Genomic DNA, 13503 nt, shown 5'->3' with positions numbered 1-13503 from the left:
CATTCTGCCCCACCCGGGTGCCGAACCAGGCGCGCCTTACGCTTCCTTGGCCCGGTAGCGGCGCATCTTCGCCCGGGCACCGCACACCTGCATCGAGCACCAGCGACCCCGGCCGGCCGGGCTGCGGTCGTAGTACGCCCAGTGGCAGGTGACCGCCTCGCACGCCTTCAGCCGCTGCCAGGTCCCGGCGACCAGCGCCTCGGCGACGGCGGCGGCGACGCGGAAGAGCAGGGGGCCGTCCTCGGTGGGCGTGAGCGTCGCCGAGCCGTCGCCCTCGTCGACGGACACGTACAGCGGGGCGCCGGACAGCAGTCGGCCCAGCGGGGTCACCGAACGGTGCGGGGGATGGCCCGCGTGCGCGAGCAGCGCGGCGCGCAGCGACTCGCGCAGTTCGCGGGCGTACGGCACTTCGTCCGCGGTGAGTCCGAAGCGCGCCCGGCCGTCCGCCGTGTCGAGCGTGTCGGCGCCGGACTCGAGGTCCAGCGTGTTCACCAGGGACTCGACCAGGGCCAGCCCTCCCGGTGCGGGCGATCTCTCACTCATGCTTGCGACGTTACCTCCAGTGCGGGAACATGCAGTAACCGTTACCGTCTGCACCCTCTTATGGGTAACCCGAGGAGGAAGTCATGGCTCTCGCCAAGCTCGGCGTCGTCGTCCTGGACTGTCCCGACCCGCGCGCGCTCGCGGCCTTCTACGCCGGGGTACTGGGCGGCACCGTCGAGGGCGACGCGGAGTGGGTCGACCTGCGGGTGCCCGGCGGCCAGTCGCTCGCCTTCCAGGCCGCACGCGGGTTCGTACCGCCGAAGTGGCCCGCGCCCGACGGCTCGCAGCAGTTCCACCTGGACCTGACCGTGGCGGATCTGGACGCGGCGGAGAAGGGAGTGCTGGAACTGGGCGCGCGGCCGCTGGACACGGCAGACCGCTCGCGCACCTGGCGTGTGTACGCGGACCCGGCGGGGCATCCGTTCTGCCTGTGCGCCTGCTGAACAGACCTGCGTGCCCGTGAACAGATCCACGCGCCCGCTGAACCGAGGAGGACCCATGGCACCCGTGGCCCGTTTCCGTTCGGTCGTGCTCGACTGCCCCGACCCGCTCGCGCTCGCCGGCTTCTACGCAGCGGTCGCGGGCGGTGTCCCCAAGGCCGAGGACGACGACTGGGTCGTCCTCGAGATCCCGGACGGGCCGCGGCTCGCCTTCAACCGGGAGCCCGGCTATCGCCCGCCCGCCTGGCCGCGCGCGGGCGACAACGCCCAGCAGTTCCACCTCGACTTCAACGCCGGCGCGACCTGGGACGAGATCGACGCGGCCCACGCGCGCGTGCTGGCCCTGGGCGCGCGCCCGCTGGACCTGGAGGACCGGGAGGAGAAGGACTTCCAGGTGTACGCGGACCCGGCCGGGCACCCGTTCTGCCTGTGCCGGATCGCGCATCCGTGAAGTGAGGCGGCCGGCGGCAGTCGTGGTAGCGGTACCGGGCCTTGAGGATCTTCACTTCCCTGTCGTCCGCCCGGTACACGAGCCGGTACTCGTCGTCGATCCGCCGGGACCAGCAGCCGGACAGATTCCCCTTCAACGGTTCCGGCTTGCCGACGCCTGTCCACAAAGGGTCCTGTCAGCCGTCCAGTGATTCCAGCGTCGCGTTGGACGGACCCCGGGTCGCCCGCAGGTCGCGGGCCACGTCCTCCGCCGCGCCCAGGACCCGTACCGCGTTCTGCCAGGTCAGCTTGGCCAGGTCGGGCTTCGACCAGCCGCGGTCGAGGAGTTCCGCGATCAGGTTCGGATAGCCGGAGACGTCGTTCAGGCCGTCCGGGGTGAAGGCCGTGCCGTCGTAGTCGCCGCCGATGCCGAGGTGGTCGATGCCCGCGACCTCGCGCATGTGGTCGAGGTGGTCGGCCACCGTCGACACCGTCGCGACCGGGCGCGGGTTCTCCTCCTCGAAGGCGCGGTGGACCTTCATCGCCTCGGCGGTCGTGTCGAGGTGGTGGAAGCCGCGCGCGCGCATGTTGTCGTCGGCTGCGGCCGTCCAGTCCACGGCCGCCTGGAGCACGAACTTCGGTACGAAGGTCACCATCGCCATGCCGTCGTTGGCGGGCAGGCGCTCCAGTACGTCGTCCGGGATGTTGCGCGGGTGGTCGCACACCGCGCGGGACGAGGAGTGCGAGAAGATCACCGGCGCGGACGTGGTGTCGAGGGCATCGCGCATCGTCGTCGCCGCCACGTGCGAGAGGTCGACGAGCATGCCGAGGCGGTTCATCTCGCGGACGACCTCGCGGCCGAACGCCGACAGGCCCCCGACGTTCGCTACGTCCGTCGCCGAGTCCGCCCAGGCGATGTTGTCGTTGTGGGTGAGCGTCATGTAGCGGACGCCCAGCTCGTACAGACCGCGCAGCGTGGCCAGGGAGTTCGCGATCGAGTGGCCGCCCTCCGCGCCCATCAGCGAGGCGATACGGCCCTCCGCGCGCGCCGCCTCCATGTCGCCGGCGGTCAGCGCGGCCCGCAGGTCTGCGGGGTAGCGGGCGATCAACTGCCGTACGCAGTCGATCTGTTCGAGGGTCGCCGGGACCGCGTCGGGCAGGTCCGAACGGACGTACACCGACCAGTACTGCGCCCCGACGCCGCCCTCGCGCAGCCGCGGGATGTCGGTGTGGAGATGGGCGTTCTGGTGGGTGGCGATGTCGCGGGCGTCGAGGTCGTAGCGGACCTGTTCGCGCAGTGCCCAGGGAAGGTCGTTGTGCCCGTCGACGACCGGGAACTCGCCCAGCAGGGCGCGGGCTTCATCGAGAGGGGCTGGTGAGGTCCGAGGAGTCATACCCGTCACTTCCCGAATCCGAAGCCGTTCGACCCCTCCACCTTGGAGCGCAGCCGGCGCCCCTTCTCGGTGGCCTGGTCGTTCAGCTCCTGCTGGAAGTCGCGCATCCGGGCGAGGAGTTCCTCGTCGTGCGCGGCGAGGATGCGGGCCGCGAGCAGACCGGCGTTGCGGGCACCGCCGACGGAGACCGTGGCGACGGGGACTCCGGCCGGCATCTGCACGATGGAGAGGAGCGAGTCCATGCCGTCCAGGTACTTCAGCGGCACGGGGACGCCGATCACCGGCAGGGGGGTCACGGAGGCGAGCATGCCCGGCAGGTGCGCGGCGCCGCCGGCGCCCGCGATGATCGCCTTCAGGCCGCGCTCGGCGGCCTGCTCGCCGTACGCGATCATCTCGCGCGGCATGCGGTGCGCGGAGACGACGTCGACCTCGTACGCGATCTCGAACTCGTCGAGGGCCTGGGCGGCGGCCTCCATGACGGGCCAGTCGGAGTCCGACCCCATGACGATGCCTACAACTGGGCTCATTCGGTGATCGTGCCTCTCAGATAACCGGCAGCGTGACGTGCGCGCTCGAGGACGTCGTCCAGGTCGTCGCCGTAGGTGTTGACGTGGCCGACCTTGCGGCCGGGCTTCACGTCCTTGCCGTACATGTGGATCTTGAGCTTGGGATCGCGGGCCATGCAGTGCAGGTACGCGGAGTACATGTCGGGGTAGTCGCCGCCGAGGACGTTGACCATGACGGTCCACGGGGCGCGCGGGCGCGGGTCGCCGAGCGGGAGGTCGAGGACGGCGCGGACGTGGTTGGCGAACTGCGAGGTGATCGCGCCGTCCTGGGTCCAGTGGCCGGAGTTGTGCGGGCGCATCGCGAGTTCGTTGACGAGGACACCAGAAGATCCGTCGTCATTGCGGATCTCGAACAGCTCGACGGCGAGATGGCCGACGACGCCCAGTTCCTTGGCTATGCGCAGCGCCATCTCCTCGGCCCTGAGGGCGAGGTCCTCGTCCAGGCCGGGGGCGGGTGCGATCACGGTGTCGCAGACGCCGTTCACCTGCTGGGACTCGACGACCGGATAGGCGACGGCCTGGCCGTGCGGCGAGCGTACGACGTTGGCCGCGAGCTCGCGGACGTAGTCGATCTTCTCCTCGGCGAGCACCGGGACCCCGGCCCGGAACGGGTCGCTGGCCTCCTCCGCGGTCTCCACGACCCACACGCCCTTGCCGTCGTAGCCGCCGCGGACGGTCTTGAGGACGACCGGGAAGCCGTCGCCCTCGGCCGCGAAGCGGACCACGTCCTCGGGGTCGGCGACGATCCGGTGCCGTGGGCACGGCACACCGATCGCGTCGAGCTTCGCGCGCATCACGCCCTTGTCCTGGGCGTGCACGAGCGCGTCGGGGCCCGGGCGGACGGGGATTCCGTCCGCCTCCAGGGCGCGGAGGTGCTCGGTGGGTACGTGTTCGTGATCGAAGGTGATCACGTCACAACCGCGCGCGAACTCGCGCAGCGTGTCGAGGTCGCGATAGTCGCCGACGACGACATCGCTGACGACCTGCGCCGCGGAATCCTGAGGGGTGTCACTGAGGAGCTTGAACCTGATGCCCAACGGGATGCCCGCCTCGTGTGTCATACGAGCGAGCTGACCCCCGCCGACCATGCCGACTACCGGGAACGTCACGCCCCCAGGGTATCGGCCACGCCGGGTCGGCCGGATTCCATGCCTTAGAGCAGGGTTCTTACCGGTTCTTACTACGGTTTCACCCTCTCTTGCCCCGCTTTTCCGCTGCTCTTTCCGACTTGTTCCCGATCTGTGAGCCCGCGCACAGGCGCGTCGGAAGCCGGATGGATAGCATGACTGGGTTGGACAAAACCTACGGACGGGGGACTGCACGACCATGGAACGTGGTTCCTCGGGGTTGCGAAAGCTGGTCCACGAGATCGCCAAGTTCGGCGCGGTGGGCGCAGTGGGTACCGTCGTCAATTTCGGTGTCTCCAATCTGCTGTGGCACCTGACCACCCTGCAGGCCGTCCGTGCCAACGTGATCGCCACCGTCGTCGCCATCGCCTGCAACTACGTGGGCTTCCGTTACTTCACGTACCGGGACCGTGACAAGAGCGCGCGGACCCGCGAGCTGACGCTCTTCCTGGTCTTCAGCGTGATCGGCCTGGTCATCGAGAACGGCATCCTGTTCGTCGCGATCTACGGCCTGCACTGGGAGAGTTCCCTGCAGCGCAACGTCTTCAAGGTGGTGGGCATCGGCCTCGCGACCCTGTTCCGGTTCTGGTCGTACCGCACCTGGGTGTTCCGCACGCTGCCCGGCCGGGAGGCAGTCACCCGTGCCGAGCCCTGTCCGGCGGCGGAGCCCGAGCGGGCGAGCGCGCAGCAGCGGGTCCTGTAACCCCTGAGGCGGGGGACGGGGCGGGGGGCCTCAGCGCACCATCGGTGCGTCGTCGTCGCCCTGCTGCTTCCTGAGCGGTGGTGTCCGCGACAGGAACAGGCCGAACACCGGGGGCTGAGCCTGGAGCAGCTCCAGCCGGCCGCCGTCCGCCTCCGCGAGGTCCCGGGCGACGGCGAGGCCGATGCCCGTCGAGTTGCGCCCGCTGATCGTCCGCTCGAAGATCCGGGCGCCCAGGTCGGCCGGGACGCCGGGCCCCTCGTCGGTGACCTCGACGACGGACTGGTTGCCGGTGACACGGGTGCGCAGGGCGACCGTGCCACCGCCGTGCATCAGCGAGTTCTCGATCAGCGCCGCCAGCACCTGCGCCACCGCGCCGGGCGTGCCCACGGCCTGCAGATGCCGCTTGCCGGAGCTGACGATCGCGCGGCCCGCGCTGCGGTAGGCCGGGCGCCACTCGGCGAGCTGCTGCTGGATGACCTCGTCGAGGTCGAAGGAGACGGCGGAGCCGGTGCGTGGGTCGCGGGCGTTCGTCAGCAGCCGTTCAACGACGTCCGTGAGCCGCTCCACCTGCGTCAGCGCGACGTTCGCCTCGTCCTTCACGGTGTCCGGGTCGTCGGTGAGGGTGATCTCCTCGAGGCGCATCGACAGCGCGGTGAGGGGCGTGCGCAGCTGGTGGGAGGCGTCGGCGGCCAGTCTGCGCTCGGCGGTGAGCATGCGGGCGATGCGCTCGGCGGAGGAGTCCAGGACGTCGGCGACCCGGTCCAGCTCGGGAACGCCGTAGCGCTTGTGGCGGGGGCGCGGGTCGCCGGAGCCGAGGCGTTCGGCGGTCTCGGCGAGGTCGGTCAGCGGGGAGGCGAGACGGTTCGCCTGGCGTACGGCGAGCAGGACGGCGGCGACCACCGCGAGCAGCGCGACCGCGCCGATGATCAGCAGGGTGCGGCCGACCTCACGGGTCACGGACGAGCGCGGTTCCTCGACGGTGACCCCCTCGCCTTCCTCTCCGTCGGCGCTGGAGCGGATGACGTCCCCCTCCGGCCTGGTGCCGAGCTCGATGGGCGGGCGGCCGGACATGCGGATGACGGCGTACTGGTTCTCGCCGACCTGGCTGCGCAGTATCTCGGCGGTGATGTTCTCGTCGCCGAGGATCCGGCTGTCCACGATGCTGGCGAGCCGCAACGCCTCCGAGTCGACCCGCTCCTGCGCGCTGTTGCTGATCGTCCGCGTCTCGACGATGACGAGCGACACACCGAACACGGCGATCACGACGAGAACGACGGCGAGGGTGGACTGGATCAGACGACGGCGCACGGGGCCCTCCGGGCGATGGCATTACGACGACCAGTGTGCCTCGGGCACCTGGAAACCCCGGCCGGCGCAGCGCCCCGAAGGGGCGCGGCCACCTGCGCGACCAGCCACAACGAACTCGCGGCCGCACCTGCGCGCCAGCCCCCGCGGCGCCTAGCTCTTCTCGAACCGGAAGCCGACTCCCCGCACCGTCGCGATGTAGCGGGGGTTCGCCGCGTCGTCGCCGAGCTTCTTGCGGAGCCAGGAGATGTGCATGTCGAGCGTCTTGGTGGACGACCACCACGTGGTGTCCCACACCTCGCGCATCAGCTGGTCCCGCGTCACAACACGGCCGGCGTCGCGCACGAGCACCCGCAGCAGGTCGAACTCCTTCGCCGTGAGCTGGAGTTCCTCGTCGCCCATCCACGCGCGATGCGACTCGACGTCGATGCGCACGCCGTGCGTGGCCGGGGGCTGCTGGGGCTCGGCGGAGCCGCGCCGGAGCAGGGCCCGGACCCGGGCCAGGAGTTCGGCGAGCCGGAACGGCTTGGTGACGTAGTCGTCGGCGCCCGCGTCGAGGCCGACGACGGTGTCCACCTCGTCGGCGCGCGCGGTCAGGATGAGGATCGGCACGGTGTGCCCCTCGGCACGCAGCCGGCGGGCGACCTCCAGGCCGTCCATGCCGGGCAGCCCCAGGTCCAGCACGACCAGATCGACGCCGCCCTGCATTCCGGCGTCGAGTGCGGTGGGTCCGTCCTCGCGCACTTCGACCTCGTAACCCTCCCGGCGCAGGGCGCGGGCCAGCGGCTCCGAGATGGAAGCGTCGTCCTCGGCGAGCAGTACACGGGTCATGAGGTGATGGTAGACCGCCCGCGCGCGGAGCTGGGGTGTGATCGCGACCAGGGATTCTTACCTTGGGGCACAGTAGTACGAACCTATGGGCGAGAGGTGCGATGGTAGGAGAGACCTTCGAAACCGGTCCTGAGGTTCCGCCGACACCTGTGATCCGTGTCTCAAGTCCTTTCATATCCGGCAGTGTCCTGCCGTATGGTGACCTGAGCGCCTGTAGTACACCGGTGACCTTCCGCGTCGATCCACGCTGAAGGTCTCTTTCGTGTGCGGGCCGGCCCGTGCCGGCCTTGAAAGGAATGACCTCTGGCCGGGCTCCCGACGCACCGTCGCGTCGCGGGGCGTGGATCCCGGTGGTCGCCGTCCGCCGCCCCGCGATCCGGGGCGGGCTCCCTCCGGGCGTGGGGTGGACGTACCGACCCCGCCGGTGCCGGCCCCTCCCCCCACGGGCGCGCAACGCTCCACGCGCGTCCCGACCAGCAAGGAACGACCATGGCGTCCAGCCTGACGAAGGACTCGGTCCGACCGGGCACCCCCGGTTCCGAGAAGACCTTCTTCGGCCACCCCCGCGGACTGGCCACTCTCTTCATGACCGAGATGTGGGAGCGATTCTCCTACTACGGCATGAAGGCCCTGCTCCCGCTGTACCTGGTGGCACCGGGCGGCCTGCACATGAACGCGGCCACGGCGACCGCGATCTACTCGGTGTACCTGTCCCTCGTGTACCTGCTGGCCCTGCCGGGCGGCTGGTTCGCGGACCGCGTCCTCGGCCCCCGCAAGACGGTCGCCGTCGCGGGCGCGATCATCATGCTCGGCCACCTGACGCTGGCTCTGCCCAGCGCCGGTACGTTCTTCGCGGGGCTCGGCCTGGTCGCGATCGGCTCCGGTCTGCTGAAGGCCAACATCTCCACGATGGTCGGCCACCTCTACAACGGTCCGGACGACCCGCGCCGTGACGGTGGTTTCACGCTCTTCTACATCGGCATCAACCTGGGCGCCTTCGCCGCGCCGCTGATCATCGGCACCGTCGGCGAGAACTACAACTGGCACCTGGGCTTCGCGCTCGCCGCGCTCGGCATGGCGCTGGGTCTGGCCCAGTTCCTGCTCGGTACCCGCCACCTGAGCTCGCGTTCGGACATCGTGCCCACCCCGCTGACCGCCGCGGAGAAGAAGGCCACCCTGACCAAGGCCGGCCTGTGGGCCGCCGTTGCGGTCGTCTTCTACGCCGTCATCGGCTTCTCCGGCGTCTACACGCTGAACTGGCTGCTGGTCCCGATCACCATCGCCGGTCTGCTGATCCCGGTCGTGGTCATCGCCCGCATCAAGCGGGACAAGGACCTGAACCGCGCCGAGCAGTCCAAGATGAGCGCTTACATCTGGTTCTTCGTCGCCGCGGCCGTGTTCTGGATGATCTACGACCAGGGTGGCTCGACGGTGTCCCTGTTCGCCGACTCCTCGGCGAAGAACACGATCTTCGGCTGGAATTTCCCGGTCTCCTGGTACCAGTCCGTGAACCCGGTCATGATCATGGCGTTGGCGCCGGTCTTCGCCTGGGCGTGGCTGGCGCTCGCCCGGCGCGGCAAGGAGCCCAGCACCGCGGTGAAGTTCGCGGGCGGTCTGGTGCTGATCGGCGCCTCGTTCTTCCTCTTCCTCGCCCCGTTGTCGATCGCCGACGGCGGTCACAAGGCGGCGGCGATGTGGCTGGTCGGGATCTACTTCGTGCAGACCGTCGGTGAGCTTCTGCTCTCCCCGGTCGGCCTGTCGGTCACCACGAAGATGGCACCGGCGAAGTATGCCTCCCAGATGATGGGCGTCTGGTTCCTGGCCGTCACCGCCGGTGACGCCACGACCGGTCTGCTCTCCATCGCCGGCGTCGACCTGAACAAGACGGGCATCGTGGCCATGCAGGCGGTGCTCGCCGTGCTGGCCGGTGTGGCGGTGTGGATGTACCGCAACAAGGTCAAGGAACTCATGGGCGACGTCCGCTGACGCACGTCCTGGCCGAGCGGGGGCCATCGCATCGTCGGGATGCGATGGCCCCCGTTCGCCTGTGCCGACACACCAGGGTCAGCGTGTCCGCCTTCCCGGCAGGAATGTGAATACCGCCGCACCCAGCAGGATCGTCGTGCCGGCCACCAGGCCCAGGGCCTTCAGGGCCGCGTGGTCGTTCGCGCCCGTTGCTGCCAGGCCGCCCGATGCGGAGCCGTCCGTGCCGCCCGTCGATGTGCCGCCCGAGGTCGATGTGCCGCCCGACGCGCCGCCCGGCTGCTGTGTGGTGTCGAGGGTCAGGGAGACCTCCGTCTTCTCCGGGGTGCACGTGGTCGTCGTGCCCAGGGCCTTGACCGTGAGGACACCCGGGGACAGCGTCGACGTGCCGCTCGCGCCCGGCTTGTACGTGCCGGTCAGGTCGGGGATCTCGATCGGGTCGCCCGACTTGATGTCGTTCGCGTTCGTCGGCCCCTCCACATGCACCGTGCCCTTGTCGGCGCCGCCCAGCACCACCTCCATCGACGGCTTCACGGAGTCCTCGGGGATGTCGGCCGGGCTGTCCATCACCGACTTCTTGAACTGCACGGTGAGGTCGTAACTCCCGCCGCTCTTCTTCGCACCGATCTGCACCGGCGAGGTCGCGCTCTTGTCGCCGATCGGCGTCTTGCAGGCGTACGGCACCTGGACCTCCTTGCCGGTGAAGTCCGTCCGGCCGGTGTCGCCGCCCCCGGAGGCGGAGGGCGACGTGGACGCGCCGGGGTCGGCCGACGGCGGTGGCGACGGTGAGGCCGAGCCGCTCGGATCCGGGATCGTGCTCGGCGTACCGCCGTCCCCCGGCGTCACCTGGATCGTCGCCGCCTTCTGCACCGTCTCCGTCGGCGTGCACTTCGTGTCCGTCGACATGGCGTTGACGGTGTACGCGTCCGGAGTGAGCGTCAGCTCCCCCGGCGTCGTCAGCTTCACCGAGCCCTTCATCGCGGACAGCACCATGGCGGCGCCCTTGGGGATCGCCGGGTTCTCCCGCGGCCCCTGCATCGCGATGTCACCGGTCTGCGCGCCGGTCGCCTTGAGGACTCCGGACGGCTGGACCGAGTTGGCGGGCAGGTCGATGATGTCGGGGTTCTTGGACGCGGCCTGCACGAACGTCCACACGACGTCGACCGTGTCGCCCACCTTGGCCGCGGACCGGCGCGGTGACCGCGACCGTGGTGGTGCCGTCGACGGGCTCGATGCCCGCGGGCGGCACGCAGTGCGTGGCGAACGACACCTCGGCCGCCTGCGCAGGCACCGCGGCCACCCCCAGCAGGACGCCCGCCCCGCCGAGTACCAGTGCGGCCGCAGCCGCGCCCGCTCTGCGTCCGCCGGTCGGTGTGACTCTCCTTCGCATGCTCACGTGGGTCCCTTCCTGCTGGGAGTCGTAGGGCTCGTCGGGCTGTCGTCGTGCGGTGCGGAGAGCCGACCGGCCGTGCCCGGATCGCTGTCCGGGGTGAACCACGGCAGGGTCGAGGTCGGAGGCGGAGGGGCCTCCGACCTGCGGAACTTCGGGAATTCGAGCGTGAGTCGGGGCAGCCCTCGGTGCCTGGCGCCCGAAGCCCCGCGCGGTCGTACGCGGTCCACCACCACCATCCCGGCGCGGAAGACCGCGGCCGGTACCACCAGGCAGAGCAGGATCCAGAACAGCGTCACGCCCCAGGGCCGGCCCACGCCCCACGGCTGCTCGGCGAGCACCTTGCCGCCGTATCCCAGCGAGACGGTGTAGTCCCCGTGCGCCCCCGCAGCCAGTTCCACCGGCAGCTTGATCTGCGTCTTCCGACCGGGCTCGAGGGTGCCGCGCCACTGCTGGTCGTCCCACTGCGGGGCGAACACGCCGTGCCCGGTGCCGATCCGGAAGACGGGGTTGTGGACGGTGGAGGTGCCCACGTTGCCGACCGTGAAGACCGGGCTGCGGGACGGCGGCGCGCCGAACCAGGTGAGCAGTCCGCTGGAGCCGGTGAGCCGGGTGTCGCTGAGGACGGACAGGCGGCCGTCGGCGGATTCGGCGGGCAGCGGCTTCACCGCGTGCCCCGCGACCTGGAAGACGGCGTCCGCGTCGGCCCTGGCACCGGTGACGGTGGCCACGTGGACGACACAGGGGCAGGGCACCGGCGGTTCGGCGACGGGGAGTTGCCGGTGGAAGCTCCCGTCCGCATCGGTGGTGACGGCCCTGCCGTCACCGTTGGCACAGGAGTTGGTGCCGCCGATCACGCCCCGGGACGGGGTGGCCCGGCCGCAGATCAGCATCATCAGCAGGGTGTGCGGCCGCCAGCCGGCGCCGCGCACGGTGATCGAACCGCCGGTCCCCGCCTCGGACTTCGACAGCTCGACGGTGGGCCGGGCGGCCGCCGACGCCGTGCCCGCGAGCGGCGCCAGGAGCAGCGCGAGGGCTGCCACCAGCACCGTGATCCGCAGCTTGCCGCTCAGGTCACCGCTCCCGTCAACTCGACTTCCTTGTCCGGTCGTTCGACCGCGGCATCGGCCGTACGACGCCTGCGCAGCCGTACGACGACGACCGCCGCGGCCGTGCCCGCCGCCACGGCGAGCCCCGCACCCACCGCGACCCATGGCACGAACCGCACCGACGTCCCCGCCGTGCCGTGCGCACCGCCCGCCGCGGTCACGGTCAGCCGTACGTCGACCGCGTCCAGAGAGGGCCGGCCGGGCCAGGGCTCGCTCAGGCGGAGCCGGCGGCCGGGGGCAGCCGGACCGGCAGGGTGCGCGGGGCGCGGTCCAGGACCGGCCCGAAGACACCGTCCGCGTGCACGGCGAGCCGCGGCACGAGGACGGTCGTACCGCGGTTGACCAGCTCGTACGCGATGCGGTCGCCGTGCACGGCGACGTGTTCGACCGTCAGCGCGGACAGCCGGGGGCCGCCGACCCGCAGCCGGACCCGGAGGGTGTGCGTACGGCCATCGGTGTCGCGGGCCGTGATCGTGCCGGGGCGGTCGCCGGGCCCGGCACCGTCGGGGAGGGCCACCGTGAAGGGGACGTCGGCGCGCGTGCGGGCGGGGACGCGGATCGAGGTGCCGGCGAAGGTGACCCGGACGCCGGTCCCTGCGCAGCCGTGCCGTGACGGGCTTTCCGCTTCGGTTGGTCACGGGCACCGTGTCCTGCAGGACGGACCCGGGCACGCCCTCGGCGTAGAACGACGGGCGGCCGCCGCCGGACGGCGCGAGCGACCAGCCCTCGGCCCCGGCCGCGGCCGGGGCGGCGCCCAGCAGGAGCAGCAGAGAGACACGGCGGGCTCAGGACTCGGGCGACGGACGGCATCGGCGGCTCCAGCGGTCGGGCCCGGACACTCAGCGGCGTACGGGCTGGTTCCGTCGCGTCAGCCACAGCGCGCCCGCAGCGCCCGCGAGCAGGACCGTTCCGCCGAGCGTGCCGAGGGCGATGGCCGAGTCCGCCGGGCCGGTCTGCGGAAGCTGTCCGCCGGAGTCGGTGCCGCTCTGCGAGGTCGATCCGCTCGCGCCGCCGCCCGCCGCGGTCACGTCGAGAGTCAGCGAGGGCTTGGGATCGTCGGCCGGGGTGCAGGTCGTCGTCGTGCCGAGCGCCTTGATGGTGAGGACGTCCGCGGTGAAGGTGACCTTGCCCGACTTCTTCGGGGTGTACGTGCCGCTCAAGTCGCTGATCCTGATCGGGGTGTTGGCGGGGATCGCGGCCTGGTTGGGCGGACCCGTCACGTTCATCGTGCCGCCGTCCGCTCCGCCGAGCTTGATGGTCGCGCTCGGGTTCATCGCGCCCTTGCCCAGCTCGACCGGGCTGGACGAGACGCCCTTCTGTCAGGACATGGTGATCTTGTAACCGTTGCCGCTCTTCACGCCCTTGATGTCGATGGGCGACACCGCGCTCTTGTCCCCGATCGGAGTCTTGCAGTGGTAGTTGAGGTCGACGACCTCGGCATGGGCCGCCGGCGCGGCCAGCAGCACCGCCGAGCCGGCCAGCGCGGCGGCGGACGCGAGCGCGGCGGTTCGCTTCGGGTACGACACGGCGGTCCACCTCATTCCTGACGGCACATCAGATCGGCCGTCAAGGTACGCCCGGGGCCGTGAGGAGGGAAGACACGGAGCACGCCCGAAGTTGTGACGATCCGACGTGCGCGTGCAGGGGTTCGAGTGGAGAGGGTGACCGCGGGTAACCAGAGCT

The 13503-nt window shown here is 70.9% G+C and carries 13 protein-coding genes and 3 pseudogenes; 4 read left to right on the top strand and 12 right to left on the bottom strand.

Annotated elements, in window-relative coordinates; translation table 11 throughout:
* Positions 1–36: 36 nt before the first annotated feature.
* Complete coding sequence (locus IEZ19_RS19660; protein ID WP_189312516.1) at positions 37–543, bottom strand: CGNR zinc finger domain-containing protein; 507 nt, start codon at positions 541–543, stop codon at positions 37–39.
* A gap of 83 nt (positions 544–626) precedes the next feature.
* Between IEZ19_RS19660 and IEZ19_RS19655 the strand changes: the two genes are divergently transcribed.
* Both IEZ19_RS19655 and IEZ19_RS19650 read left to right on the top strand, forming a co-directional pair.
* A complete protein-coding gene (locus IEZ19_RS19655; protein WP_189312515.1) occupies positions 627–986 on the top strand; it encodes a VOC family protein in 360 nt (119 codons plus the stop codon).
* 55 nt (positions 987–1041) lie between these two features.
* Positions 1042–1434 (top strand): VOC family protein, encoded by a 393-nt coding sequence (locus IEZ19_RS19650; protein WP_189312514.1) that lies wholly within the window; start codon positions 1042–1044, stop codon positions 1432–1434.
* 25 nt (positions 1435–1459) lie between these two features.
* Here the strand turns inward: IEZ19_RS19650 and IEZ19_RS50775 are convergent.
* From IEZ19_RS50775 to IEZ19_RS19630, 4 genes and pseudogenes are all read right to left on the bottom strand, one after another.
* Positions 1460–1609 (bottom strand): annotated as a pseudogene (locus IEZ19_RS50775) (Txe/YoeB family addiction module toxin); the annotation flags it as partial.
* Positions 1610–2806 carry a dipeptidase gene (locus tag IEZ19_RS19640; RefSeq protein ID WP_189312513.1) on the bottom strand — a complete coding sequence of 399 codons (1197 nt, stop codon included), beginning with the start codon at positions 2804–2806 and terminating at the stop codon, positions 1610–1612.
* Between the two features lie 5 nt (positions 2807–2811).
* Complete coding sequence (gene purE, locus IEZ19_RS19635) at positions 2812–3309, bottom strand: 5-(carboxyamino)imidazole ribonucleotide mutase (protein WP_189312562.1); 498 nt, start codon at positions 3307–3309, stop codon at positions 2812–2814.
* A gap of 20 nt (positions 3310–3329) precedes the next feature.
* Complete coding sequence (locus IEZ19_RS19630) at positions 3330–4481, bottom strand: 5-(carboxyamino)imidazole ribonucleotide synthase (protein WP_189312512.1); 1152 nt, start codon at positions 4479–4481, stop codon at positions 3330–3332.
* A gap of 217 nt (positions 4482–4698) precedes the next feature.
* Between IEZ19_RS19630 and IEZ19_RS19625 the strand changes: the two genes are divergently transcribed.
* Entirely contained in the window at positions 4699–5202 is a 504-nt protein-coding gene (locus IEZ19_RS19625; protein WP_189312511.1) for a GtrA family protein, read from the top strand.
* A 30-nt stretch (positions 5203–5232) separates the two neighbouring features.
* Here the strand turns inward: IEZ19_RS19625 and IEZ19_RS19620 are convergent, their stop codons facing one another.
* Together IEZ19_RS19620 and IEZ19_RS19615 are read right to left on the bottom strand one after the other, a co-directional pair.
* Positions 5233–6510, bottom strand: a complete 1278-nt coding sequence (locus IEZ19_RS19620) for a sensor histidine kinase (protein WP_189312510.1) — start codon at positions 6508–6510, stop codon at positions 5233–5235.
* A gap of 150 nt (positions 6511–6660) precedes the next feature.
* Positions 6661–7338, bottom strand: a complete 678-nt coding sequence (locus tag IEZ19_RS19615) for a response regulator transcription factor (RefSeq protein WP_037628240.1) — start codon at positions 7336–7338, stop codon at positions 6661–6663.
* 489 nt (positions 7339–7827) lie between these two features.
* Between IEZ19_RS19615 and IEZ19_RS19610 the strand changes: the two genes are divergently transcribed.
* Entirely contained in the window at positions 7828–9324 is a 1497-nt protein-coding gene (locus tag IEZ19_RS19610) for an oligopeptide:H+ symporter (RefSeq protein WP_189312509.1), read from the top strand.
* A 78-nt stretch (positions 9325–9402) separates the two neighbouring features.
* Here IEZ19_RS19610 and IEZ19_RS19605 read toward each other — a convergent pair.
* From IEZ19_RS19605 to IEZ19_RS19590, 5 genes and pseudogenes are all read right to left on the bottom strand, one after another.
* Positions 9403–10711 (bottom strand): annotated as a pseudogene (locus IEZ19_RS19605) (hypothetical protein).
* Positions 10712–10713: 2 nt separating this feature from the next.
* Complete coding sequence (locus IEZ19_RS19600; RefSeq protein WP_189312561.1) at positions 10714–11784, bottom strand: hypothetical protein; 1071 nt, start codon at positions 11782–11784, stop codon at positions 10714–10716.
* A complete protein-coding gene (locus tag IEZ19_RS53080; RefSeq protein ID WP_308428977.1) occupies positions 11781–11981 on the bottom strand; it encodes a hypothetical protein in 201 nt (66 codons plus the stop codon). Before IEZ19_RS53080 ends, IEZ19_RS19600 begins: the two co-directional genes overlap by 4 nt.
* Before the next feature lie 53 nt (positions 11982–12034).
* Positions 12035–12337, bottom strand: a complete 303-nt coding sequence (locus IEZ19_RS53075) for a hypothetical protein (RefSeq protein ID WP_308428976.1) — start codon at positions 12335–12337, stop codon at positions 12035–12037.
* Between the two features lie 322 nt (positions 12338–12659).
* Positions 12660–13346 (bottom strand): annotated as a pseudogene (locus tag IEZ19_RS19590) (LPXTG cell wall anchor domain-containing protein).
* Positions 13347–13503 lie beyond the last annotated feature (157 nt).

The organism is Streptomyces brasiliensis, from assembly GCF_014647875.1.
Classification (GTDB): Bacteria; Actinomycetota; Actinomycetes; order Streptomycetales; family Streptomycetaceae; genus Streptomyces; species Streptomyces brasiliensis.
This window is presented reverse-complemented; position numbering and strand designations above follow the sequence as displayed.